Origin of the sequence: Streptomyces bugieae (assembly GCF_036352915.1) — a bacterium.
GTDB classification, from domain to species: Bacteria; Actinomycetota; Actinomycetes; order Streptomycetales; family Streptomycetaceae; genus Streptomyces; species Streptomyces endophytica.
This window is the reverse complement of sequence record NZ_JAZBJP010000007.1, coordinates 181,495-207,000: the sequence shown is the minus strand read 5'-3', so window position 1 is coordinate 207,000 and position 25,506 is coordinate 181,495. Positions and strand designations below refer to the sequence as shown.

Below are 25,506 nucleotides of genomic sequence, written 5' to 3'. Positions count from 1 at the left end.
ACCTGCTCCGGCAAGCATCGACGGCGCTATGTTGAGTGTGCATCCAGGCCGACGGGAGGACCTGATGACCGGGCACCCAACTGAGTTGTTACACCACCCACTGTCCTACGCGCGGGTCGAAGCCGGCCTGGGCAAGACCAAGTTCGCCCAGTTGATACGCCTTGAGGGGCGGGCCCTGGGATACAACCTGGGAACCACCCGTTCGACCGTCTTCAAGTGGGAACGCGGCGACCATGCGCCTGACGACATCACCCAGATGGTCATCGGAAGGGTGCTTCGTATCTCTGACGCAGCGCGCATGTCAGCGCCATGGCCGCGCTGGTTGCTCGCGGGGGACAACACATTCGACCTTGCTGCGCCTTGGACGCAGGAGGCTACGCTGAAGTCCCTGACCTCACTTGCTGGGAGTGGACCAATGGACCGGAGGGCTTTTCTCGGTATCGGTGGCATGGCACTCGTGGGCATCGGGGCCCAGTGGGCAACGGCCGATCCAGCCATCGCCGCAGCCGCGACCGGCGACAGGGTCACCTCCGCCACCGTGGATCACATGCGCGGCAGGGTGGAGTCCCTGCGCAGCATGGAGCAGGTGACGGGCGGTGGCGAATTCCTGGAGTCCGCCCGTACCGATCTCCGTCTGATCATGCGCATGCTAGAGAACGGCCGGTACACGGAGGAGACGGCGAAGCAGCTCTACGTGCTGGCCGCCGAGGTGTGTTGCCTCCTTGGCTGGATGAGCTACGACGCCAGCCTCCACAGTGCCGCTCAGCAGCACTACGCCGCGGCTCTCCGTTCGGCCAAGACTGCGGGTGATGACACCCTCGGGGCGCACACCATGTGCTTCATGGCCACCCAGGCGGCCAATCACCAGGAACAGCTCGCTGCCGTTGGGCTGATGGATACCGCAGAAGCCGTCCGAGGCCGGGTGCCCGCCATCATGCGCGCCTCGCTCGCCGCCCACCAGACCACCGTCTACAACAAGGCCGGCGACAAGCGGAAGGCAGCAGCAGCGCTCAACCGTGCATTTGACGCCCTTGGCCGCGTCGATGCCTCGGACACTCCTTCCTACCTGGCCTGGTTTGGCGAGGCGCAGCTCCGGTCCACGGAGGGCCGTTTCCTCCTCACCACAGGGCAGGCAGAGAAGGCCACCGCTGCGCTGGAACGCTCCGTCACCGAGGCTGCCCCGCGAGACAAGGCGGTCCGTTACGGCACCTTGGCTCTGGCCTATCAGAAAGCCGGTGACCTGGACGGCGCGCTCGACGCCACGCACAAGGCAGCCGATCTCATCGAAGACGGCATCCACTCGCGGCGGGGCGTGGAACGCCTGGAAGACGTCCGTCGAGCCTTCCGGCCCGTCAAGAGCGAGCCGAAGGTCCGAGAGGTCTCCGAACGAATCGCTGCTCTAGCCGCGTAGTCATCGCTCCAGCCTCGCCGCTGGCCTGGCCTGTTGAGACGCCCGCTCGTCTGCTTTCTCTCAGCAGACGAGCGGGCGATTTCGTGTCTGGTTCGTGGCCAAGCTCAGGATTTCTGTTCCGTTGGGGAACGGGCACTACGGGCGGCCGGCAGGAGAAGGTGCGCTCCTGGGCCTCAGCCACAGGCAGTCAGCCACGACGCGCCCGCGCTGTGACGAGCACCCGCCACGTGTGTACCTGGGCCCCATCCGGTCTGTACCACGCTGCTCCGTTCTGGCCTGGCGCGAAGTCGTGGTTTCACCGCGGATCCGGTGTGGTTGGGGTGGCTGGTCGCGTGTGCCCGGCCGAGAAGGATCAGGTGACGTCCGTGGCGTCGACCTGGTGCTGGTGCTTCGGGCTGGGCGGGTTGCCGCCTGGTCTGGTCGGCCTGTCTTCGGGCCTGCGCTGAGCGGCGGGGGGCCGCCGAGAGCGGGGCGGTAGACAGGAGCGTCGGCGGCCTTCGGCCGCCAGCGCGCGCGGCCCGCGTAGCGGGCCGCCTTGATCCAGTAAAGAAACTTTGAACAGCTGCGGCGCGCGTTGTCCGTGGTCCGGCCTGCGGCCGAGCGGTCTTGGCCCTCCAGCCGCGGTGCTTATCCACGGCTGCTGACGACTTGCAGCCCTATCGCAGGGGACAGGTCAGCACCTCGCCTTCATCACGGAGTTACCTGGACCGGCCTTTCGAGGCTCTGCGTGTTCACGCCGAGGTCCGCAAGGTCCGCCTTCATCACCTGCGTCACGTGGGTGCGTCTCCTCTCCACGAACAACGCAGGGCAGGACCGGGCGCCGACGCTGGCATGATCACGGAAGTCCTGAGCCCCCCGCGCTCCGCCTTTGATCGCGTCGGGGACACGCTGAGGGGTGACGACAGTAGGCCGGACCATGGCGACGGCACGGCCGGTGTCCGGGTGGCTGTCCGATGCAGTCTGCGCTGCCCTCGGAAGCGGTTGGCGTCGATCATCGCCGTCAAGAGAAACGCCAGAGGCCCCGTTCGATTCGAACGGGGCCTCTGGCCTGCTGTGCGCTCGGCAGGATTCGAACCTGCAACCTTCTGATCCGTAGTCAGATGCTCTATCCGTTAAGCTACGAGCGCTTGGCTTTCCGGCGGTTTTTCTTGCCGGTCGGCGTTGCGGGAACAACATTACATGACCTGCGGCGTCAGGCGAAATCCATTCCCCTCACCCCCTCTGACCTGCGGAAATGCGTTTGCGGTCGGGGGTGGGGGTGATCCGGCGCAGGGGCGGCGGTCGATGATCCGAGCGAAGTTCGGGTGGGGGGAGCCCTCTTCGGGGCGGGGTCGCGCGGACTGGGCGGGCTGAGCCCGGCGGCGGGTGTGACGGGGGCCACTAAGACCATGTCCCTAGAGGAGGGTCGGAAAGATCCGGGCAAGGTCAGGGCGAGAGAGCAGGGCATGCCTGGGGAGATCAAAAGACGTTCCGGGGGCCGCTCCGCGAAGCCTCCGCCGTGCATGCGCCGGAATGCGTTCAGGCCCCGGTCGGGGTGACCGGGGCCTGAACGGTGAAGAGCGGAGGCGGAGGGATTTGAACCCTCGATCGGGGGTAAGCCCGAAACCGCATTAGCAGTGCGGCGCCATAGACCGGACTAGGCGACGCCTCCACACGCACCCCACGCGCGCAGGCGCGCTGTGGTGTGTGTCGATGATGGCACAGCTTCGAGGGCTGTCACCAATCGCCCCCTACGGTACTAGGCGCGCGGGCCACCCGGCAAAGACGTTCCTGCGGCGCAACGTCGGGGGCGGCGGCGCGTTAGGAGTGTGGGGCCGTGGCGACCTCCGTGTCGTGCGCCCCCGGCGTGTACGTACCGCGTACCGCCCCGCACTCGCCTCTCTGGAGCCTGTGATGTCGCACCGCCGGACGTCGTCCCCCTTCGCCGCCGCTGCCACCGCCGTCACCGCAGCCACCGCCGTGCTGGCCCTGGTGGCGCCGGTCGCGTCGGCCGCACCGATCCCGCTCCCCCACTACCGGTCCGGCGACGGCGTGACGGGCGCGGGCCACCACGCCCCGAACGGGAGTGGCCCTGAGGGCGGAGGCCACGGGGGTGGGCGTGCCGGTGGGGAGGGGGCGCTGGTCGGGCCTGATCTGCTCGTCGGGCGGGATACCCAGCGGGGGCAGCTGGCCACCCCCTATGGGCAGTCGGAGGGGGCGGGCGGCCGGGGCCAGGCTCGTCGGCAGGCCTCCCCTGCCCGCCACGTCGCCCACCACGAGCGGGTCGGCCACGGCGCGCACCACGTCGACCCGGCGTCCCGGCGGGTGCCCCAGGGGGCGCCCCGTGATCACCTCACCGTTACCGTCCACCGGTCCGGGTCGGCCCATACGGACGGGACCTTCGAGCTGTATTGCCACCCCGCGCACGGGACGCACCACCATGTGCGGCGGGCGTGCGCCAAGCTCGACTCCATGACGCGGTGGGGGAAGGACCCGTTCGCGCCGGTGCCGCAGCACGCGCAGTGCACGATGATCTACGGCGGTCCGGCGACCGCACACGTGAGCGGGACATGGGCGGGGCGACCCGTCAACGCGGACTTCCGACGCACCAACGGGTGTGAGATCGAACGCTGGAGCCGCTTCGAACCTCTGCTCCCGGCGACGAGTTCGTGACCCGATTCGTGCCGCAGTAGCGTCCCAGGTCAGGACGAGGGGCACATGTCGGGCGTGCGGCGAGTCGCACGGCGCCGCGGCATAACCTCCCCGTCATCCGCCTCCGCGTCGCGCGCGAGTGCCCGTAGACTCCATCCCGACGGTCCGCCGCGGCGGGCCCGGCACGGTGCGGTAACAGGAGGGAAGCGTCTCGTGAGCAGCAGGCCATCCCGAGGCGCTGCTCGCCTCGCAGCCATACTCGACGCCCTCCCCGACGCGCTGTTGCTCGTCAACTGCAACGGCACGGTCGTCAACGCCAACACCATCGCGCTGGAGACCTTCGAGGCGCCGGGCACGGCCCTGGTCGGGCGCGGTCTGCTGGACCTGCTGCCGGACTTCGACTCCAAGCGGATCCCGGGCTCGATGCGGCGCCGGGACGAGGAGGTCGCGGGGCAGCGGACGAAGCCGACGCGGATGGTCGCGCGGCGGACGGACGGCACCGAGCTGCTGGTCGAGGTGACCAGCGCGAATCTCGAGGACGGCCGGACCCCGTACGAGTCCGCCTTCGAGGCCGCCTATGCCGATCACCGCAACGGCTACACCGGCGACGAGCTGCTGATGCTCGTCGTGCGGGACCTGAGCGGCACGCTGGACACCGAGGCCGAGCTGGCCCGCCAGCAGCGGCAGACCGAGATGATCCTGCGGGCCGCGGCCGAGGGTGTGGTCGGGGTCGATTCCGAGGGCAAGGTCGTCCTGGTCAACCCGTCCGCGGCGCAGATCCTCGGGTTCCGGGCGAGTGAGCTGGGCGGGAAGGAACTGCATCCGCTCATCCATCACTCGCGGACCGACGGGTCGGCGCTGCCCTGGGAGGACACGCCGCTGGCCGACACGCTCAAGTCGGGGCGCAAGCACCGGGTCCGCGGGCAGGTGCTATGGGCGAAGGACGGGCGTGCGGTGGCCGTGGACCTGACCACGGCGCCGGTGCGGGACGGCGATCAGCTGGTCGGCGCGGTGATGACCTTCACCGACCGGCGGGCCCTCGACGCGCTGGCGGCCCGGCACGCCCAGCTGCTGGCCGTACTGGAGCAGGCGCTGCGCGGTCCGCTGGAGGAGCTGAAGGGCGAGCTGGGCACGCTGGCGTCCGATCCGGCCGGCCAGCTGTGGCCGGAGGCGAACCAGATCCTGCACCACCTCGCGGCCGGCCACGCCCGGATGACGACGCTGGTGGACAACGTCCTGAGCTATCAGCGGCTGGACGCCGGCAAGGAGAAGCTGAACCGGGCGAAGGTGTCGCTGGACGGTGTGGTCGCCGCGGGCGTGGAGGGCGCGATCGAGCTGATCGGGCCGGGCCGGGCGCAGTTCGCGGTGCACGCCCCGCCGATAGAGGCGGTGGTGGACGCGGAGCGGGTCGCACAGGCGCTGTCGCATCTGATCGCGGACGTCGCGGGCGTGGATTCGACGGGGCGGATGCCGGCCGGGGACGGCGCCATGGGGACCGGCGGGCGTACCGCGATCCCCGGGGACTCGACGATCGTGGTGGCGGCGGCCAAGCGCGGCGAGGTCGTACGGATCGAGGTGCGCGGGCCGTTCGGCGGCGGTGACCCGGTGCACGAGCCGCTGGTGCGCGGGATCGTGCGGCAGCACGGCGGACTGCTGCAGACCCATGAGGTGCCGGGCAGCGGACCCGGTGCGGGCGGCAGCGCCTATGTGCTGGAGCTGCCGGTGGGGATCGACGGCGCGGACGACGCGGAGTCGGCGGACGGTGCCGCGGAGGCCGGGACGGCGGAGGTGCCGGTCGGCAACGAGACGACGGTGATGCCGATCCCGACCGCGCGGGCCCGGGGTACGCAGGGCGACGCGGCGAGCAAGGACGGAACGGGCCAGGGGCCCGCGGCGGGTGACGGCGGTACCGATGGGGCCGGTGAGTCCCTCGGTGCCGGTGTGGAGCAGGGTGCGGCGGTGCCGGCGCAGGCCGGTGGCGCGCAGCCGACCGGTCGTCGGCGGGCCCGGCGCCCCGGTGGGGAGCAGGGCGCGCCCGAGGGCGAGCCGGGCGCGGCGGCTGCCGAGGGCGAGGGCCCGGGGCTGCCGCCGGGTACGGCGGGGGCCGAGGCCGTGCCTCCTACGGGGCGCCGGCGGGCCCGGCAGGGCGCCACGGAGGGCGCCGGGCTGCCCGCGCTGCCCTCGGGTGCGGACCCGTCCACCGGTCAGCAGCAGGGGCAGGCGCCGGCCGCCGGACCGGACCGGGCCGGGACCCCCACCGGACCGGGCGCCGCGTCCGGGCCGTCGACCGGCGCCGTTCCGGCACGTCCGCAGATTCCGGGCCAGGCCCCGGCGCCCGCCCAGCCGCAGGGTCTGGGCCCCGTCCAGCCGGCCGGCCGGCGGGCCCGCCGGGCGCTGGCCGAGGCGCCGGAGCGCGGCGCGCAGGGCGAGCGGGACCGGGCGCCCGCCGCCACCGGTGCCGCGCAGCAGGCCGGTCAGCGGACGGCGTTCGCGCTGCCGCCGGCCGCGGCGGACCGGGCCCCGCAGCCGGCGCCCTCGGGGCTGCCCGCGCTGCCCGCGGTCGCCGATCAGGTGCCCGCGCAGGCGGCCGGCCCGCAGGAGGCCGCCGGTACGGGCCGGCGCCGGGCGCGTCGGCCGGTGGCCGGCGGTCCGGAGGCCACGCCGCCCGCCGGACCGCCCGGGTACGCCCTGGAGGCTGCCGCGGGGGCCGCCAACTCCCCTGAGGCACAGGACACGTGGGACGAGCCGACCGGCCGGCGCCGGGCGCGCCGGGCGGCCGCCGAGGAGCGCGCGGCGGCCGCGATGGCCGACTCCGAGTCGTCCGGGACGTTCGTGGCCGGGCCGGAGGGGCTGGTGGCCCAGCCCGCCGGGACCGGTCTGGCGTCCGGCATCGCACCGGTGCCGGACGGGGACGCGCCCGCCGGGCCCGAGGCGCCGCCCGCCCCGACCGGCCGCCGTCGCGGCCGCCCCAGCCCCGCCGAGGAAACGCCCGCGGCGCCGGTACCCGCGCAGGGCGGGCCGGGCGGTCAGCCGCACCGTCAGCCGCTCCCGCCGGGCTCCGAGGACGAGGCGGCGGCCCAGGGCCGGGCGTTCAGCGTGCGCACGCTCGGGCAGGGCGTGCCGTTCGCCCAGCAGATCGCCGGGCAGCAGCGGCCGTTGCCGCCCGGCAGCACCCCGCCCGGCGGTACGTCCGCGGGTTCGGGCCGGCGTCGTAAGCTCGCCGCGCCGCCGCAGGACGGTGAGCGCGCGGCGGCCGCCGCATCCGTACCGGACGGGGCCGGGCCGCGTCCCGGTCCGCAGCCGGCCGCGCCGCAGGACCGTGCGCCGGCGGCCGGTCAGCCCGGGCCGGCGCCCGCGGCGCAGCCGCAGCCGCACCTGATGGACGCCAGCGAGGGGCGGGCCTTCGCGATCTCGGCGCCCGACGAGGGCAGTGAGGGTCCCGAGCCGCTGGACGGGCCGAACGGCGCCATAGAGGTGATGGACCGTCAGCCGATGCCGATGGACGACGAGTTGCCGCCGGAGCCGCTGGACAATCCGCGCCGGCTGCTGGTCTGGCCGGCGCCGGACGTCGCCACCCAGCAGGCGCTCAGTGACCGCGGCTACCGCCCGGTGATCGTCAACTCCCGTGAGGAGGTCGACGCGCAGATCGCGGCGTACCCCGCGGCGCTCTTCGTCGACCCGCTGACCGGGCCGATCACCCGTACCGCGCTGCAGTCGCTGCGCCAGGCGGCGGGCGCGGCCCAGGTGCCGGTGCTGGTGACGGCCGGTCTGGGGCAGGCGACCCGGGACGCGGCCTACGGGGCGGAGCCGGCGGTGCTGCTCAAGGCGCTGGCGCCGCGGGACAGCGAGAACCACCCGCCGCGGGTGCTGCTCATCGAGCAGAACGACGCCATCGCCGGCGCGCTGATCAGGTCGCTGGAGCGGCGCGGGATGCAGGTCGCGCGGGCCGGTGCGGACGCCGACGCGGTGACCCTGGCGACGCAGATGCGCCCGAACCTCGTCGTGATGGACCTGATGCAGGTGCGGCGCCGGCGGGCCGGCATCGTCGACTGGCTGCGCGCGAACGGGCTGCTCGACCACACCCCGCTGGTCGTCTACACCTCCGCCGACATGGATCCGGCGCAGCTGCCGCGGCTGGCGGCCGGTGAGACGGTGCTGTTCCTGGCGGAGCGTTCGACGAGCGCCGAGGTGCAGTCCCGGATCGTCGATCTGCTGGCGAAGATCGGTACGAACTAGGGCCGGCCCGCCCGGAGTTCCGGTCGCGTGGCCGGCTTGCGGATCGAGGGATCTCCGCGGGCGGTATCCGCGGAAAAATGCGTTGGGGCGGGACGGCCACGGTTGGTAGCCTGCGGGCGGCCGTGAAGTTCTGACCAGGAGGTGAGACCCGTGAATGCTGTGTCCCATGGGCGCTCCCCCCTTTCCTTCATGGTCGGGCGACTGACGTAGGTGTCGCCGGGAGTGCCTGAACACAAGGCCTCCTGAAAGGCAGACACCCATGAATACTGCGCATTTCCCTGCGGGCACGGACGAGCGCCCGGTAGTGGTCACGCGGGTCGCGGAGCAGGAATGGCACGCTCTGGCCGGCGATCACGTGGTCGGCTGCGGCGACGTTTCGCGCCGGCCCGACGGGCGGATCTTCGTCAGCATCGACGCGTGGCACGGCGCGGCCTTCGGCCGGCTCGTCCAGGCGATGCTGGCCGACCTGCCCAGGCCGCTGTACACACTGGTCGACGAGGCCGACCGCGACGCGAAGTCCCGCTGGGAGCGGGTCGGTTTCACCACCCGGCGCCGCGAGTGGGAGTACTTCGTGCCCACCGACCCGCGGGGCACCCGGCTCGACGCGGTGCGGCCGCCGGCGGGCGTGACGATCGTGCCCGCCGGCGAGGCCGAGGAAGGCCCGCTGCGCGCGCTGGACCGCGCCCTGCGCGAGGAGGTCGAGGCCACCGTCGGATGGCAGGCGATGCCCGCCGAGGTGTTGCCCCGCCCGCACGGGGTCACCGTGGTGGACCCGTCGAAGTACGCGGTGGCAGCGGCGTCCGATCAGTACGTGGGCCTGGTCCGGGTCGCGCCGGTGACCCGGCTGCCGCGGATCGGGCTGATCGCGGTCCGGGCCGGCTGGCGCCGCCGCGGCACCGCCCGGGCACTGCTGGCCCACGTGCTGGGCTCGCTGCACCGCACCGGCATCGAAAGGGCAGCGGCCGAGGTGACCGAATCCAACGCGGCGGCGACGGCGCTGTTCGACGGCATCGGCGCCCAGCGCGCCAGCAGCAACCTGGAGTTGGTGTGCCGCTGACGCTCCGCCACCTCACCGCGCGACCGGACCGAGGCCGGCGTGAGGCGTTTCCCCACGGCCCGCACATCCGCCTACAGAGGAGTGAGAGAACATGACGAGAACAGCCAAGGGCATCGAAGTCGAGGGCACCGTCGTCGACTGCCTGCGCAACGCCACCTTCACGGTGGAGCTCCAGAACGGGCACACGGTGCTCGCGCACATCAGCGGGAAGATACGGAAGAACTACATCAAGATCCTGCCGCAGGACCGGGTGCTCGTGGAGCTCAGTCCGTACGACCTCACCCGCGGCCGGATCATCTTCCGATACCGGTCGTAGCGGCTGACCGGCCGGTACCGGTCGGTACCGGGCGCCCGCGGGACGGGCGCCCGGTGGGGCCGGTTCAGGCCAGCAGCGTCACGTCCAGCTCGCCGTCCGCGTACTGCCGCCGCAGCACCTTCTTGTCGAACTTGCCCACGCTGGTCTTGGGCACCGCCGGGATCACCGCCCAGCGCTCCGGCAGCTGCCAGCGGGCGATCCGCTCGCCGAGGAACGCCTTGAGGTCCTCGTAGCCGATGGTCGCGCCCTGGTTCAGGACGACGGTCGCCAGCGGCCGCTCGCCCCACTTGTCGTCCGGTACGGCGACCACCGCGGCCTCCGTGACGTCCGGGTGCGCCATCAGGTGGTTCTCCAGCTCGACCGAGGAGATCCATTCGCCGCCGGACTTGATGACGTCCTTGGCGCGGTCGGTCAGGGTCAGATAGCCGTCCGGGGTGATGGTGCCGACGTCGCCGGTGCGCAGCCAGCCGTCGGGGCTGAACTTGTCGTCGGGGCGCAGCGGTTCGCCCTGGGCGCCGCCGTAGTAGGCGCCGGCGATCCATGGGCCGCGGACCTCCAGCTCACCCGCGGCGGCGCCGTCGTGCGGCAGCTGCGCGCCGTCCGGGCCGATCAGCCGGGCCTCGACGGAGGCGGCGAAGCGGCCCTGCGTGGCGCGGTAGTCCCACTCCGCCTCGCCGCTCACCCCGGCCGGCGGGTGCGAGACGGAGCCCAGCGGCGAGGTCTCGGTCATGCCCCAGGCGTGCACGACGCGGATGCCGTGCCGCTCCTCGAATCCGCGCATCAGGGCGGGCGGGCAGGCGGAGCCGCCGATGACGACGGTCCGCAGACACGAGACATCGCGTTTGGTCGCGTCGAGTTCGGCGAGCAGGCCCTGCCAGATGGTGGGGACCGCGGCGCCGATGGTGGGCCGTACGGTCTCGATCATCTCGGCGAGCGGGGCGGGCTGCAGGAAGCGGTCCGGCATCAGCAGCGAGGCGCCGGCCATGAAGGCGGCGTGCGGCAGGCCCCAGGCGTTGACGTGGAACATCGGCACGACGGGCAGCGTGATGTCGCGCGTCGAGAGCGCGAACGCCTCGGCGCTGTTGACCTGCAGCGAGTGCAGGTAGAGCGAACGGTGGCTGTAGAGCACGCCCTTGGGGTCGCCGGTGGTGCCGGAGGTGTAGCAGAGGGCCGCGGCGTCCCGTTCGTCGAGCTCCGGCCAGTCGTACGTCTCCGGGCGGTCGGCGATGAGCTCCTCGTAGTCGTGCACCCGGGCCCGCGCGCCGTCCAGGACGGACCGGTCGCCGGGGCCGACGACCACGATGTGCCGGAGGGTCTCCAGCTGCGGCAGCAGCGGGGCGAGCAGTGGCAGCAGGCTGCCGTTGACGAGGACGACCCGGTCCTCGGCGTGGTTGATGATCCACACCAGCTGTTCGGCGGGCAGCCGCAGGTTGAGGGTGTGCAGCACCGCCCCCATGGAGGGGATGGCGAGGTACGCCTCCATGTGTTCGGCGTTGTTCCACATCAGCGTGCCGACCCGGTCCTCGTCGGCCACGGACAACTCGTCGCGCAGCGCGTGGGCCAGCTGGGCGGCCCGGCGGCCGATCTCGGCGAAGCTGCGGCGGTGCGGTTCGCCGCCCGTCCAGGTGGTCACCCGGGACTGACCGTGGACCGTGGATCCGTGGGTCAGAATCCGTGAGATCAGCAGCGGTACGTCCTGCATCGTGCTGTACACCAGGGGCCTCCCAAGACAGCGGCCGTTACGCGAGGGTAATTTCCTGGTGATTCTGCTGGCATACCACGCGGTATGTCACTAGCCGGCGAGCACGAGACTGATTTCTTCCTTCTGTTCGGTTACCTGCGTGCCGCGTTCCGTCACCCGCGTCCGGCCGGGACATCGGCCCGGCGTTCACCCACAGGGATGGCCCGCCGGGCGGGTTGCTTGTGTGGGGCCGGGGCCGGCCGCACGCTGGCGGGCAACCGGTCACCTCGCTCACTGGAGCCCCTCATGCGCCCCCACCTCCGCCGTTGCCTCGTCCTCGCCGCCCTGGGCGGTGTCAGCGTGCTGGCGTCCGGCGCCGCCCAGGCGGCGCCGCGGACCACCGAAGTCCTGCGGCCGGCCGACGGCGGCGCCGCGTCCGGGCACCGGCCGTTCGGCGGGCAGTTCGACCCGGTCGTCGGGCACGGCGGAGGGGTGGTCTCGGGCGGCGGGCAGCTGCTGGTCAGCCGGGCCGGCGGGGCCTGAGCCGGGGCGGCACGGCCCGCCCGATCCGGATCCGCCGCGCCCCCACCCTCACGCCCGCGGCTCGACCGTCGGCGGCAGCGCCTGGAGGACCAGCACCGACAGATCGTCCTCCACCGGGCCGGTGCCGAAGTCGTGCGCCGCGCGCCGTACGTGCTCGGCCAGCGCCTTGGCGCCCAGCCCGATGCCGTCCCGCAGGACCTCGATCAGCCCGTCGTTGTCGTCCAACTGCCAGTTGCCGCACCGGCGTTCGGTGACCCCGTCGGTGACGCAGAGCAGCGTCTCGCCGGGCCGCAGGTCGAAGGAGCTGGCCTGGTAGTCGGTGCCCTCGTCGATGCCGAGCAGCATCTGCGGTTCGGAGGCCGGCTCGACGCTGCCGTCGACGAACATGTGCAGCGGCGGCGGATGCCCGGCGCTGGCGACCGTACAGCGGGCGCCGGGCACGCCGGGGTCGACCTCCAGCTCGCCGTAGAGGAGGCTCAGGAAGCGGGCGCCGGCCTGCTCGCCGCCCAGCTCCAGGGCCTCGGCGGTCTCCTCCGCCATGGCGAGGTTCAGCCGGCCGAGGACGGACTCCACGCCGTGCCCCTCGCGGGCCAGCAGCCGGACGAGATGCCGGGCCAGTCCGGTGACCGACATCGCCTCGGGGTCCTTGCCCTGGACGTCGCCGAGCAGGAAGCACCAGCGGCGGCCGCCCATGGGGAACACGTCGTAGAAGTCGCCGCCGACGGCCTGCCCCTCGCCGTGCGGCTCGTAGACGATCGCGGTGTCCACGCCCTCGATGCTGGCCAGTGAGGCGGGCAGCTGGCGGCGCTGGAGGGCCAGGCTGATGGTGGTCTGCCGGGTGTACTGGCGGGCGGTGTGGACGGCCTGGGCGACCCGCCGTGCGACGTCCTCGACCATGCGCACCACGGTGTCGGTCATCCGCAGCTGTCCGGCCCGGCCGAGCAGCAGGACGCCCTGGTCGGTGTCGCGGGCGGTGAGCGGGAAGGCGAGCGCCGAGCCGCCCGCCGGGGACGCGCCGGCGTGTTCCGGCCAGGGCCAGGGGGTGCCGCCGGTACGGAACATCTCACGGGGCGGGTCGCGCTCCAGGTCGGCGCGGAGGGGTTGGATCCGCCGCTCGTCGACGTGCCAGACGCGGGACAGCTGCCGTCCGCCGCCCTCGGTGCTCAGCCAGATGGCACACCAGTCGGCGAGCCGGGGGACCAGCAGCTGGGCAGTGAGCGCGGTGACCATGTCCTGGTCGAGCTGGCCGGCCAGCAGCTCGCTGGTCTCGGCGAGGAAGGACGGGCCACCGCGGTCGGCCCATTCGGCGGCGTGCGCGGCGGAGGGCCGCCCGGCCACCGGGTGGGTGTGGCGGGGCGGGGGCTCGGCGCGGTGCTCCTCGGCCGGGGGCCGGGGCGGCGGGCCGACCGGTTCGCCCTCGGTGGCCTCCAGCCGGAACCAGACCGTCTTGACCGCCCGGCGGTAGGTGACGCCCCAGGACTCCGCCAGCGCGCTGACCAGCTGGAGGCCGTATCCGGGCTCTCCGGTACGGGCGTCCACCCCGCCGCGTACGCCCCGGGCGGGGTGGCGGTCGGAGACCTCCAGGACCACGCCCACCGTCGCCCGGCCGTCCCCCGTTTCGGGATCGGGCGGCGGGCCGTGTTCCAGGCGGCAGGTCACGTCGATGTCGGTGCCGGCGTACATCACGGCGTTGGTGACCAGCTCGCTGGTGAGCAGCACCGCGGTGTAGATGAGTTCGGAGGTGATCGCCGGGGCGCCCGGTCCGGCGGTGGCGGACGGTGCGGCGGCCCGTTCGGTGAGCAGCGCGCGGACGAATTTGCGCGCGCCGGAGGCTGCGAGCTGGTTGGCCGGCAGTCCCTTCCGGGAAACGGTTTCCGTCGCGTACGGGCTGGACAGCGCTGCCACTACGGGCCCCTGATATACCGGGAGAAAGTAATTACGAGCGCTTTATACTATGTCATACCTGCCCCAAAAGGATCTCTCGCGGGAAATGTAGCTCTCCACATCGATCATTGGGGGGAGGGTGCGTCATGGCTCCTGACCCGCCCCAGCCGGACGGCAACGGCCAGTGGGTGCGTACGAGCGAGCTGCGGCCGCTGCTCGCGGCGATGAACGCGCTGCGCGACGGGGACTTCACCAGCCGGGTGGCGATCCCGGACGGCCCCGCCGCGGACGGGGTCCTGGCGGACCTGGCCGGCGCCCTCAACCAGATCGTGGCCCGCAACGCCCATCTGTCGTCGGAACTCCAACGGGTGCGCGGGGAGATCATCCGGCAGGGCCGGCTGGACGAGCGGATCTCCGCCAGCCCCGGCCAGGGCTCCTGGACGACCAGCATCGAGGCGGCCAACACCGTGCTGGACGCGCTGGTGGTGCCGCTGGCCAAGGCCACCCGGGTGCTGGACGCGGTGGCCGACGGCGATCTGACCCAGCACGTCGAGCTGCACGACGGCAGCCGGGAGCTGCGCGGCGATCTGCGCCGCCTGGGCAGCGGGGTCAACCGCATGGTCGACCAGCTGTCCCTGTTCACCGGCGAGGTCACCCGGGTCGCCCGCGAGGTCGGCACCGAGGGCCGGCTGGGCGGCCGGGCCAAGGTCCAGGGGCTCTCCGGCGACTGGCTGCACGTGACCGAGGCGGTCAACACCATGGCGTCGCGGCTGACCGCGCAGGTGCGGGACATCGCGGTGGTCACCACGGCGGTGGCGCGCGGCGACCTGACCCAGCAGGTGACGGTCGAGGCCACCGGTGAGCTGCTGGAGCTGAAGCTGACCGTCAACAAGATGGTGGACCAGCTGCGGGCCTTCGCCGACGAGGTCACCCGGGTCGCCCGCGAGGTCGGCACCGAGGGCCAGCTGGGCGGCCGCGCCCAGGTCAGGGGCGTATCCGGGGTCTGGAAGGACCTCACCGACAACGTCAACTTCATGGCGTCCAACCTGACCTGGCAGGTCCGCAACATCGCGCAGGTGACCACGGCCGTGGCCAACGGTGACCTGAGCCAGAAGATCACCGTGGACGCGCGCGGCGAGATCCTCGAACTGAAGTCGACGATCAACACGATGGTCGACCAGCTCTCCGCCTTCGCCGACGAGGTCACCCGGGTCGCCCGCGAGGTCGGCACCGAGGGCCAGCTGGGCGGCCGCGCCCAGGTCAGGGGCGTATCCGGGGTCTGGAAGGACCTCACGGAGAGCGTCAACTTCATGGCCGACAACCTGACGTCCCAGGTCCGCAACATCGCCCAGGTCGCCACCGCGGTCGCGGAGGGCGACCTCGGCAAGAAGATCACCGTCGAGGCGAAGGGCGAGATCCTCGAACTGAAGTCGACGATCAACACCATGGTCGACCAGCTCTCCGCCTTCGCCGACGAGGTCACCCGGGTCGCCCGCGAGGTCGGCACCGAGGGCAACCTGGGCGGTCAGGCGCAGGTCAGGGGCGCGTCCGGGGTCTGGAAGGACCTCACCGACAACGTCAACTCGATGGCGCTCAACCTGACGTCCCAGGTCCGCAACATCGCGCAGGTGACCACGGCCGTCGCCAACGGCGACCTGTCCAAGAAGATCGACGTCGACGCCCGCGGCGAGATCCTCGAACTCAAGGAAACCGTCAACACCATGGTCCAGCAGCTGCGGGCCTTCGCGGACGAGGTCACCAGGGTCGCCCGCGAGGTCGGCACCGAGGGCCGGCTCGGCGGCCGCGCCCAGGTCCACGGCGTGTCCGGCGTCTGGAAGAACCTCACCGACAACGTCAACTTCATGGCCGACAACCTGACGTCCCAGGTCCGCAACATCGCCCAGGTCGCCACCGCCGTCGCCAAGGGCGACCTGTCCAAGAAGATCGACGTCGACGCCCGCGGCGAGATCCTCGAACTCAAGACGACGATCAACACCATGGTCGACACCCTCTCCTCCTTCTCCTCCGAGGTGACCCGCGTCGCCCGCGAGGTCGGCAGCGAGGGACAACTGGGCGGCCAGGCCCGGGTCGAGGGCGTCTACGGCACCTGGAAGCGGCTGACCACCAGCGTCAACGACCTGGCACTGAACCTGACGACGCAGGTGCGCGCGATCGCCGAGGTGGCCAGCGCGGTCACCCAGGGCGACATGTCCGGCTCGATCACCGTGGACGCCCAGGGCGAGGTCGCCGCGCTGAAGAACAACATCAACCTGATGGTCGCCAACCTCCGCGAGACCACCCGCGCCAAGGACTGGCTGGAGTCCAACCTCGCCCGTATCGCCAGCCTCATGCAGGGCCACCGCGACCTGGTCGAGGTCGCCGACCTGATCCTGCGCGAGCTGACGCCGCTGGTGAACGCGCAGTTCGGCGCGTTCTTCCTGGCCGAAGCGGGCGCCGAACCGGGCGAGGGACTGGAGCTGATCGCCGGCTACGGCACCGGCCAGCCCGCAGGCCGGCGTTCCCTGCCGCGGCTGCGCCTGGGCACCCCCGGCTGGGGGCTGATCACCCAGTCCGCCATGGAGAAGAAGCGGATCGTGGTCGACTCCGCACCGCCCGACTACATCACCATCAGCTCCGGCCTGGGCGCCGCCGCCCCGGCCAGCATCGTCATCCTGCCGGTGCTCTTCGAGGACCAGGTGCTCGGCGTCATCGAGCTGGCGTCCTTCAGCCGCTTCAGCGACGTCCACCTCGCCTTCATCGACCAGTTCGTGAACACCATCGGGGTGTCCATCAACACCATCATCGCCAACGCCCGCACCGAATCGCTCCTTTCGGAATCCCAGCGGCTCACCGCCGAACTCCGCCAGCGTTCCGACGAGTTGCAGCTCACCAACGCCGAGCTGGAGGAGAAGGCCGCACTCCTCGCCACCTCCTCGCAGTACAAGTCCGAATTCCTCGCGAACATGTCGCACGAGCTGCGCACCCCGCTGAATTCCCTGCTGGTGCTCTCCCGGCTCCTCGCCGACAACCCCGAGGGGCGGCTCTCCGCACAGGAGGTGGAATTCGCGGTCACCATCCACCGCGCCGGCTCCGACCTGCTCCAGCTGATCAACGACATCCTCGACCTGTCGAAGATCGAGGCCGGCCGGATGGACGTCCACCCCAAGCCGCTGCCGCTCATCAAACTCCTCGACTACGTCCGCGCGACCTTCCGGCCGCTCACCGTCGACCGCGGCCTCACCTTCGACGTCAAGGTCGCCGACGACGTCCCCGAGGAACTGTTCTCCGACGAACAGCGCCTCCAGCAGATCCTCCGCAACCTCCTCTCCAACGCGGTGAAATTCACCTCCACCGGCGGCGTGGAACTCCTCGTGGCACGCGTTTCCGGGCGGCATTTCGAGGAGGAATCGCTGCGCACCGCCGACGACGTCGTCGCGTTCTCCGTCAAGGACACCGGTATCGGCATTCCGCCGGAGAAACTCGGCGGCATCTTCGAGGCGTTCCAGCAGTCCGAGGGCACCACCAACCGCAAATACGGCGGCACCGGCCTGGGCCTGTCCATCAGCCGCGACATGGCGGCGCTGCTGGGCGGCCGGATCACCGCCGAGAGCGAACCCGAGGTCGGATCGACCTTCACCCTCTACGTCCCGGCCCGCTACACCGCACCGCTCCCGGCCCCCGCCCCGGCAGCCTCACCCCGGCCCGTCGACGGCACCGAGCCCAGGCCCAACGGCGGTCCCGAGGACCGTCCCACCGGCGCGGCGGAGCACCGTCCGGCCGGCGGAACCGCCCGCGAAACCGGGCTCGCCCCCGCCTCCATGGGCGCACCGGCCGCCCCCTCCGCCCCCGCAGCGGGCGGCCACGGCCCGCCGAGAAGCGAGGTCCTCCCCGGCCTGGCCGAGCCGGCCACCCCCCGTACGGGCCCCCGCTCCGCCGACGGCGGCGACGTGACCTGGCCCGAGACCACCCGCCTCAAGGACTGGCTGAGCGGGCGCGCCGGCCGGATCCTGGCGAACCGCCGGATCCTCATCGTCGACGACGACATCCGCAACGTCTTCGCGCTCACCCACGTACTGGGCCGGGTCGGCATCAATGTGAAATACGCCGAGAACGGCCGCGAGGGCCTGGAAGTTCTCGACCGGACACCGGACGTCTCCCTGGTGCTGATGGACATCATGATGCCGGAAATGGATGGTTACGAGATGATCAAGGCGATCCGACAAGCCCCCCGATTCGCGGACCTGCCGGTCATCGCGCTCACCGCGAAGGCCATGCCCGGCGACCGCGAAAAGGCGATCGATAGCGGCGCCAACGATTACATCCCGAAACCGGTGGACGTGGACCGCCTCCTTTCGGTGATCTGCCGCCTGCTGGACCCGAATCCGGCCGCGGATTCGAGGAGCGCGTGCGCACCGCAGGCCGGGGAGACCGAGCACGCCGGGGAGACCGAGCACGGCGGGGAGGCCGGGGAGACCGACCGGCAGGACGGCGGCGGAACGGCGGCCCGGGCGCACGACGCCCCGGACACACCACGCACGCCCGAGGACCGGGAAGCGACCGGACCGGAGTCAGGACGGCGGTCATGACGACGACACCGGACACCACGTCGAGCATCCTCATCGTCGACGACATGGAGGAGAACCTCGTCGCGCTGGAGGCCGTGCTGGGCTCCCTCACCCAGAAGGTCGTACGCGCACGCTCCGGCGAAGAGGCCCTCAAGGCCATGCTCCGCGAGGAATTCGCGGTGGTCCTCATCGACGTCCTGATGCCCGGCATGAACGGTTTCGAGACCGCGGCCAACATCAAGGGCCTGGACCAGACGAAAGACGTGCCCATCATTCTGCTCACCGGCGCCTCGGTCGACCCCAATTACGCCTACCGCGGTTACACGGTCGGCGCCGCCGACTTCCTCATCAAGCCCTTCGACCCCTGGCTCCTGCGCACCAAGGTGAACGTCTTCCTGGACCTCTACCGCAAGAACCGCCAACTGGCCGCCCAGGCGGAACAATTGAAACGCCTGCTGACGAACGAGAACCGCCCGGGCGCGGCCGCATCGGGACAGGCGGCGGGTGAGGCTCATGGGCCGAAGGAGATCCGTGGGTTGGAGGAGGCCGGCGAGCCGGAGGGGACCCGCGAATCTGCTGACGTACCGGAGAGCGCGGCAGCATCCACACCCACCACCGCCGCATCTGCCACAACGGCGACATCCGCCCCGTCTGCGGAGCCCAGCGCAGCCGGGGGCGCCGAGGTAGCCGGCGGCCCTCCTGAAGGCCCCGTCCCGCGCCCGACGACACCCACTGCCCTCACCCCCGGCGATGCGGCCCATCTGGCGGACATCGCCGGCCAGTTGGCAGACCTGGAACTCCTCCTGCGCGACGCCTCCTCGGTCGACCGCACCCACCTCGCCGACCGCGTCGCCGAACTGGAACAGACGGTCGGCAGACTGCTGGTGAACCACGAGACGTGACGCAGGCCGGCCGCCGGACGCCCCCGTGTGGTGCCGGCGGTCCGTCAGGCGATCATGGCGAGTTCGGGGTCCTGGCGGAGTTTGGCCAGGGCGCGGGAGACGGCGCTCTTGACCGTGCCGACCGAGACCTCCATGACCTCGGCGGTCTGGGCCTCGCTCAGGTCCTCGTAATACCTGAGGACGACCATGGCCCGCTGCCGCGCGGGCAGCCGCATCACCGCGCGCCACATCGCGTCCCGCAGGCCCTCCAGCTCGGCCGGGTCGGGGGACGGCAGCGGATCGGGCTCGGGGAGCTCGTCGACGGCGAACTCCTCCACCCTGCGCTTGCGCCACTGCGAGGTACGGGTGTTGATCAGCGCGCGGCGGACGTAGCCGTCCAGCGCGCGGTGGTCCTCGATCCGCTCCCAGGCCACATACGTCTTGGCCAGGGCGGTCTGGAGGAGGTCCTCGGCGTCGTTCGGGTTGGCGGACAGCGACCGCGCGGCGCGCAGCAGGACCGGCCCCCGGGCCCGTACGTAGGACGAGAAGCTGGGGAACACAGCGGCGGTCGAAGCGCTGGTGCACACAGGCGTGGTCATGGCTCCCACGCTAGGAGCGAGGGGGGTGTGGACGGATCGGCCCCAGGTGCCGAAGCGGTCTCCCCCTCAAGTTGTACGGAGACGGCGGCCCGCACCTCCTCTGGGGGGAGGGGACGCGGCGGTCCCCTAGGGACCGTCCGGGGGACCGCCCGGGGCGCTGTCCGAGGAACCGTCCGGGGCGCCGGCTCCGTCCCGGCTCAGGACCAGCCCGGATGTCGGTACGCCGGTCCCCGCCGTGACCAGCACGTGGGTGGCGTCCGGGGTCTGGTTGGGGGAGGTGCCGCGGAGCTGCCGGACGGCTTCGGCGATGCCGTTCATGCCGTGCAGGTACGCCTCGCCGAGCTGGCCGCCGTGGGTGTTCAGCGGCAGGGCGTCCGCGGCGACGAAGTCGGCGGCCTCGCCGGGCGCGCAGAAGCCGAACTCTTCCAGCTGCAGGAGCACGAAGGGGGTGAAGTGGTCGTAGAGGATGGCGACGTCGATGTCGGCGGGGGTCAGTCGTGAGGTGCGCCAGAGCTGGCGGGCCACCACGTTCATCTCCGGCAGGCCGGTCAGGTCGTCGCGGTAGAAGCTGGTCATCTGCTCCTGGGCGCGGCCGGCGCCCTGCGCCGCTGCCGTGATCAGGGCGGGCGGACGGCGCAGGTCACGGGCCCGCTCGGGGGTCGTGACGACGAGGGCCTGGCCGCCGTCGGTCTCCTGACAGCAGTCCAGCAGCCGCAGCGGCTCGACGATCCAGCGGGAGGCCGCGTGATCGTCGAGGGTGATCGGCTTGCCGTGGAAATACGCGGCCGGGTTGCGGGCGGCGTGACGGCGGCCGGTGACCGCGACATGACCGAAGGCCTCGGGGGTCAGGCCGTAGGTGTGGAGGTAGCGCTGGGCCGCCATCGCCACCCAGGAGGCGGGGGTGAGCAGACCGAAGGGGAGGTTCCAGCCGAGCGCCGCACCCTCGGCGGAGGGCTGCCGTTCCTGCACGCCGGAACCGAAGCGGCGACCCGAGCGTTCGTTGAACGCCCGGTAACAGACGACGACTTCGGCGACTCCGGTGGCGACGGCGAGGGCCGCCTGCTGGACGGTGGCGCAGGCCGCGCCACCGCCGTAGTGGACGCGCGAGAAGAAGGACAGCTCCCCGATGCCCGCTGCTTGCGCGAGGGTGATCTCGGGGGTGGTGTCCATGGTGAAGGTGACCAGCCCGTCGACGTCGGCCGGGCTCAGCCCGGCGTCGTCGAGCGCGGTGTGTACCGCTTCGACGGCGAGCTTGAGCTCACTGCGGCCGGAATCCTTGGAGAACTCCGTCGCGCCGATCCCGGCGATGGCGGCGCGCCCGGAGAGCGCGTCGGGACGGTGCAGGCTCATACGGTGCCCTCCGGGGAGACGTGGGAGCGGTACGCGCGGGACGCCGCGGCCCGGCCGGCCGGAGGCAGGCCGACGGTCGCCGTGCCGGTGACGTGGTTGCCGAGCGCGTTGGTGCCGACGATGCGGACGCGGACCTGAGCGGTGGTCCCGGCGGTGCCGACCTCGGCGATCGTTCCCGTCAACGTCATGGTGTCTCCCGGGTAGTTGGGAGCACCGAGTCGTATCGCGAGCTTCTGCAGTACGGCGGTGGGGCCGAAGTGGTCGGTCAGGTAGCGGCCCACCAGCCCGTTGGTGGTGAGGATGTTCATGAAGATGTCGGGGGAGCCCTTCTCCCTGGCGAGCTCGGCATCGTGGTGGACGTCCTGGTAGTCGCGGGAGGCGAGGGCTCCGGCGACGATCAGCGTCCGGGTGATCGGGATCTCCAGGGCGGGCAGTACGTCACCGGCCCGGATGTCCGGTGCGCCGCGGCCGGGCATGGGCTGCTCAGGCATGGGCTGTTCAGACGTGCACTGTTCAGGCATGGGCTGCTCAGGCATGGACTGTTCAGGCATGGGCTGTTCAGACGTGCATTGTTCAGGCATGGGCTGTTCAGGCCTCGTCATGCTGCGCCTCCTTGGTCGGCGGCTCGGTCAGCAACGCGCCCAGTTCTTCCAGGAGTTCGGCGCCGCAGCCGAGGTGGGCGTCGAGCTGGCGGCCCCAGAGGAAGTGCCGGTGGACGGGGTGGTCGAGGTCCGCGCCGATGCCGCCGTGCAGGTGCTGGCCGGTGTGCACCACGCGCCTGCCCGCCTCGGAGGCCCACCAGGCGGCGGTCAGCGCATGTTCGTCGTACGGCAGCCCCTCGTCGTGGCGCCAGGCCGCCTCGTAGGTGGTGACGCGGATGGCCTCGGTGTCCATGTACGCGTCGGCCGCGCGGAGCAGGACCGCCTGGTTGGTGGAGAGTGGGCGGCCGAACTGTTCGCGGGTGGTGGTGTGGGCCACCGTGCGCGCCAGCGCGCCGGCACAGACCCCGGCCTGCAGCGCGGCGAAGGCGATGCGTGCGCACGCGAGCACGTCGTCGTACGGGGTCGGGAGCCGGTCCGCGGGTCTGTCCCGCCGTGTCCCGTCGAGCCGCTCGGCCTGCGCGCCGCCCTCCGGGTGCTCCGCCCGCTTCCCGCCCAGCCGCTCGGCCCGCTTCCCGTCGAGCCACTCGGTCCGCGTCCCGCCCAGACGCTCGGCCCGCGTTCCGTCAAGCGTGAGCCGTCCCGCCGCCCAGGGCGCGGTGGTCTCCACGGGCTCGACCCGGGCGTCCGCGACGTGCACCAGCCAGAGCGCCCGCTCCGCGTCCGGGACCAGTACGTGGGTGGCGTCACGCAACCACGGCACGACGGGGACGACGCCGGTCAGCCACCCGGTACCGTCCACGGCCGCCTGCCCGGAGGAGGCCGCTGAGGCCGCTGAGGCTGCTGAGGCGACGTTCGTAGCCCCCTTGGCGACTCCCGTGGCCGCGGTGACGGCGCCCCGCGCCGGGAATGCGCCGGTGGCCACCGCGGTGCCGTCCCGCAGCGCCGGCAGCAGCCGTGTCCGCTGTTCCTCCGTGCCGTGCCGGGCGACGGTCAGCACGCCGTACGCGCAGGTCGCCGCGAGCGGTACCTGGGCGGTGGTGCGGCCCTGCTCCTCCAGGACCAGCGCCAGTCCCAGCAGCCCGATCTCCTCGACGGCCGCCGGCAGTCCGGCCGCGCACAACGCCTTCCAGAGCTCGGCGTCCGAGGCGGTACCGGCCTCCGTGAGCCGGTCGTGCGTGGCGAGGTCGGCGAAGATCCGCGCCGCGAGCTGCTGGGCGGCGGACTGCTCCTCGGTGGGCGTGAAATCCATCAGCCCTCAGCCCTCCCCGCGGGAGACCGGCCGCTGCAGCGCCTCGTCCCCACGGGAGACCGGCCGCTGCAACGTCTCGTCCACGCGGAAGACCGGTAGCTCCAACTCCTCGTCCAGGCGCAGGAATTCGAGGCGCACGGGCATCCCGATCCGCACCTTGTCGTAGGGCACGCCGATCACGTTGCTGACCATCCGCACGCCCTCGGCGAGTTCGATGAGCCCCACCGCATAGGGCGGGTCGAAGGCCGGGAAGGGCGGGTGGTGCATCACCACGTACGAGTAGACGGTGCCGGTGCCGCTCGCCTCGACCGTGTCCCACTCGGGGGAGCCGCACGCCTGGCAGCCGGGGAGCCAGGGGAAGCGCAGCGTCCGGCAACCTCCGCACCGCTGTATCAGCAGCGTGTGCCGGCTGACTCCCTCCCAGAATCCGGCGTTGTCCCGGTTGATCACCGGCCGCGGCCGCCGCGCCTTCGCCGGTGCCTGCATCTGCGACTGCATCTGTGGCTGCGACTGCGACTGCGACTGCGGCTGCGGCTGTGCCGTTGGCCTGCCCTTACGACGCGCCGGCGGCGGGGCGTACTTGAGGATCCGGAAGCGGTGCGTCCCGGCCAGTTCCCCGTTTGCCCGGATGTCCATCCGCGTCGTGACGAAGTGGCCGGTGCCCAGCTTGGTGGTCTTGCGCTCCGATACCGACTCGATCACCGCGTCGAAGGTGATCCGGTCGCCCGGCCGCAGCGGCCGCAGATACTCCTGCTCGCAGTCGGTCGCCACCACGGCCGCGTAGCCGGCGCCGTCGAGCAGCGCGGACAGCTCGTCGTACGCCCCCGAGCGGCCCTGATGGCCGGAGAGCCCGCCCATCGTCCACGCCTGGAGCATCGTCGGCGGGGCGATCGCGTCCGGCCCCTCGTACGCCGGGTTGGCGTCCCCCATCGCCTCGCACCAGTGCCGGATCATCGCCGCGTTGACCGGGTCCTTCCCGACCCCGGCGGTGGCCGCGGGCCGCCCCTCGTACGCCTTCAGCCGCTCGTACAGACCCCGGGTGGCCGCCCCCTCACCGGCGCCCCCGGCCCCCGCCCGCTCTTCGCTGCCCCCGGTGGCCGTCATCGCCGTCATCGCCGTCCCCTCCGCATCCCAAGCCGCATCGTCGCGACGATCTCCCGCTGGACCTCGCTCACGCCGCCCCCGAACGTGTTGATCTGCGCCGCGCGGTTCATCCGCTCCAGTTCGCCGTCCCCTCCGCCGTTCCCTCCGCCGTCCCCGAACGCGCCCGGTGAACCGGCCCGCACCAGGGCGGCGTCGCCGACCACCTCCTGGCACATCCGGTAGACCTCGACCGCACTCTCCGTCCCGGCGAACTTGACCCCGCTGGCATCGCCGGGGCTGAGCCTCCCGGCGCCCACCTCACCGACCAGCCGCCAGTTCAGCAGCCGGGTCGCTGCCAGCCGGGCGTGCACCTCGGCGAGCCGCGACCGGACCCACGGACGGTCCGCCGGCCGCTCCCCGGTCTCCGGGTCGGCGGTCCGGGCGTGCTCCAGCGCCGCGCGGTACGCGTCCTCGGCCTGCATTCCGATCGCGGCCAACGCCACGCGCTCGTGGTTCAGTTGGTTGGTGATCAGCTGCCAGCCGGCGTTCTCCTCGCCGACGAGGTTGCCGGCCGGGACGCGTACGTCGTCGTAGTACGTGGCGGTGGTCCGCAGCCCGCCGACCGTCTCGATCGGCGTCCAGGAGAAGCCCGTCGCACCGGTCGGCACAAGGATGATCGAGATGCCCTTGTGCTTGGGTGCGTCGGGGTCGGTACGGCAGGCCAGCCAGATCCAGTCGGCCTGGTGGGCGTTACTGGTGAAGATCTTGGCACCGTTGATCAGCCAGTGACCGTCGCCCTCGCCGGCGGCCCCAACGGCAGCCCCACTACCGGACCCGTCGCCGGCCCCGCCACCGGACCCGCCGCCGTTTTCGCCCCCCGGCCCCTGCCGCCCCTCCGTATCAGAGGCTCGCACGCGCACCGCCCGCGTACGGAGCGCCGCGAGGTCCGTACCGGCCTCCGGCTCCGTATAACCGATCGCGAAGACGATCTCGCCCCGGAGGATCCGCGGCAGGAAGAACTCCTTCTGCCGCCGCGTGCCGTACTTCATCAGGGTCGGCCCGACGGTGTTGAGGGTGACCATGGAGACCGGGGCGCCGGCGCGGTACGCCTCGTCGAAGAAGACGAACTGCTCGTCGGGGCCGCGCCCCCGCCCGCCGTACTCCGTGGGCCAGCCGAGGCCGAGCATGCCGTCGCCGCCGATCCGGCGCAGCACCGCACGTTGCGCGGCGGTGTCCGCCGGCACCCCGTTCGGCATCACGTCCCGGAAGTACGCACGGAGTTCGGCACGCAGGCGCTCCTGGCGCGCGGTGGGGGCGAGGTGCACGTCGACGGCCTCCCCTTCTGTGGCCCGATACCGGCGGGCCGATGGCCCGGCGACCTGACGGTCCGGCGAACCGGCGAACCGAACGCCCCTCAC

Annotated in this window: 16 protein-coding genes and 2 tRNA genes; 8 read left to right on the top strand and 10 right to left on the bottom strand. The window is 72.1% G+C overall.

The window, feature by feature from the left end:
- Positions 1–64: 64 nt before the first annotated feature.
- Positions 65–1,411 carry an NsdA family TPR-like regulatory protein gene (locus tag V2J85_RS16280; protein ID WP_330821973.1) on the top strand — a complete coding sequence of 449 codons (1,347 nt, stop codon included), beginning with the start codon at positions 65–67 and terminating at the stop codon, positions 1,409–1,411.
- 1,054 nt (positions 1,412–2,465) lie between these two features.
- Here V2J85_RS16280 and V2J85_RS16275 read toward each other — a convergent pair.
- Together V2J85_RS16275 and V2J85_RS16270 are read right to left on the bottom strand one after the other, a co-directional pair.
- Positions 2,466–2,538 (bottom strand) — tRNA-Arg (locus V2J85_RS16275).
- Positions 2,539–2,971: 433 nt separating this feature from the next.
- A tRNA-Ser gene (locus V2J85_RS16270) sits at positions 2,972–3,062 on the bottom strand.
- Positions 3,063–3,304: 242 nt separating this feature from the next.
- Here V2J85_RS16270 and V2J85_RS16265 point away from each other — a divergent pair.
- The 4 genes from V2J85_RS16265 to infA all read left to right on the top strand — a co-directional run bounded on the left by V2J85_RS16265 (position 3,305) and on the right by infA (position 9,651).
- Entirely contained in the window at positions 3,305–4,063 is a 759-nt protein-coding gene (locus V2J85_RS16265) for an SSI family serine proteinase inhibitor (RefSeq protein ID WP_330821972.1), read from the top strand.
- A 192-nt stretch (positions 4,064–4,255) separates the two neighbouring features.
- The gene (locus V2J85_RS16260; protein WP_330821971.1) at positions 4,256–8,278 is read left to right on the top strand and encodes a PAS domain-containing protein; all 4,023 of its coding nucleotides are present in this window, start codon (positions 4,256–4,258) and stop codon (positions 8,276–8,278) included.
- 259 nt (positions 8,279–8,537) lie between these two features.
- A complete protein-coding gene (locus V2J85_RS16255) occupies positions 8,538–9,335 on the top strand; it encodes a GNAT family N-acetyltransferase (RefSeq protein WP_330821970.1) in 798 nt (265 codons plus the stop codon).
- A gap of 91 nt (positions 9,336–9,426) precedes the next feature.
- Positions 9,427–9,651 (top strand): translation initiation factor IF-1, encoded by a 225-nt coding sequence (infA, locus tag V2J85_RS16250; protein WP_261956593.1) that lies wholly within the window; start codon positions 9,427–9,429, stop codon positions 9,649–9,651.
- Positions 9,652–9,715: 64 nt separating this feature from the next.
- Here infA and V2J85_RS16245 read toward each other — a convergent pair whose 3' ends face one another.
- Entirely contained in the window at positions 9,716–11,365 is a 1,650-nt protein-coding gene (locus tag V2J85_RS16245) for a long-chain fatty acid--CoA ligase (RefSeq protein WP_261956594.1), read from the bottom strand.
- Positions 11,366–11,638: 273 nt separating this feature from the next.
- Between V2J85_RS16245 and V2J85_RS16240 the strand changes: the two genes are divergently transcribed.
- A complete protein-coding gene (locus tag V2J85_RS16240) occupies positions 11,639–11,875 on the top strand; it encodes a hypothetical protein (protein WP_261956595.1) in 237 nt (78 codons plus the stop codon).
- Between the two features lie 48 nt (positions 11,876–11,923).
- On the opposite strand, the gene V2J85_RS16235 is transcribed toward V2J85_RS16240, so the two are convergent.
- Positions 11,924–13,780 (bottom strand): SpoIIE family protein phosphatase, encoded by a 1,857-nt coding sequence (locus V2J85_RS16235; RefSeq protein ID WP_261956596.1) that lies wholly within the window; start codon positions 13,778–13,780, stop codon positions 11,924–11,926.
- Between the two features lie 125 nt (positions 13,781–13,905).
- Between V2J85_RS16235 and V2J85_RS16230 the strand changes: the two genes are divergently transcribed.
- Positions 13,906–18,345 (top strand): HAMP domain-containing protein, encoded by a 4,440-nt coding sequence (locus tag V2J85_RS16230; protein ID WP_330821969.1) that lies wholly within the window; start codon positions 13,906–13,908, stop codon positions 18,343–18,345.
- A complete protein-coding gene (locus tag V2J85_RS41345; RefSeq protein WP_419836790.1) occupies positions 18,342–19,226 on the top strand; it encodes a response regulator in 885 nt (294 codons plus the stop codon). The genes V2J85_RS16230 and V2J85_RS41345 overlap by 4 nt, the downstream gene beginning before the upstream one ends.
- Before the next feature lie 44 nt (positions 19,227–19,270).
- On the opposite strand, the gene V2J85_RS16220 is transcribed toward V2J85_RS41345, so the two are convergent.
- The 6 genes from V2J85_RS16220 to V2J85_RS16195 all read right to left on the bottom strand — a co-directional run bounded on the left by V2J85_RS16220 (position 19,271) and on the right by V2J85_RS16195 (position 25,413).
- A complete protein-coding gene (locus tag V2J85_RS16220; RefSeq protein ID WP_261956598.1) occupies positions 19,271–19,804 on the bottom strand; it encodes a SigE family RNA polymerase sigma factor in 534 nt (177 codons plus the stop codon).
- Between the two features lie 126 nt (positions 19,805–19,930).
- Positions 19,931–21,154, bottom strand: a complete 1,224-nt coding sequence (locus tag V2J85_RS16215) for a lipid-transfer protein (RefSeq protein WP_330821968.1) — start codon at positions 21,152–21,154, stop codon at positions 19,931–19,933.
- Positions 21,151–21,645: a MaoC family dehydratase gene (locus tag V2J85_RS16210; RefSeq protein ID WP_261956600.1), complete on the bottom strand. Its 495-nt coding sequence runs from the start codon at positions 21,643–21,645 to the stop codon at positions 21,151–21,153. The genes V2J85_RS16215 and V2J85_RS16210 overlap by 4 nt, the downstream gene beginning before the upstream one ends.
- 97 nt (positions 21,646–21,742) lie before the next feature.
- Positions 21,743–23,005, bottom strand: coding sequence for an acyl-CoA dehydrogenase family protein (locus V2J85_RS16205; protein ID WP_330821967.1), 1,263 nt, complete (start codon positions 23,003–23,005; stop codon positions 21,743–21,745).
- A 6-nt stretch (positions 23,006–23,011) separates the two neighbouring features.
- A complete protein-coding gene (locus V2J85_RS16200) occupies positions 23,012–24,109 on the bottom strand; it encodes a bifunctional MaoC family dehydratase N-terminal/OB-fold nucleic acid binding domain-containing protein (protein WP_419836792.1) in 1,098 nt (365 codons plus the stop codon).
- 5 nt (positions 24,110–24,114) lie between these two features.
- Entirely contained in the window at positions 24,115–25,413 is a 1,299-nt protein-coding gene (locus V2J85_RS16195) for an acyl-CoA dehydrogenase family protein (protein ID WP_330821965.1), read from the bottom strand.
- Between the last annotated feature and the right edge of the window lie 93 nt (positions 25,414–25,506).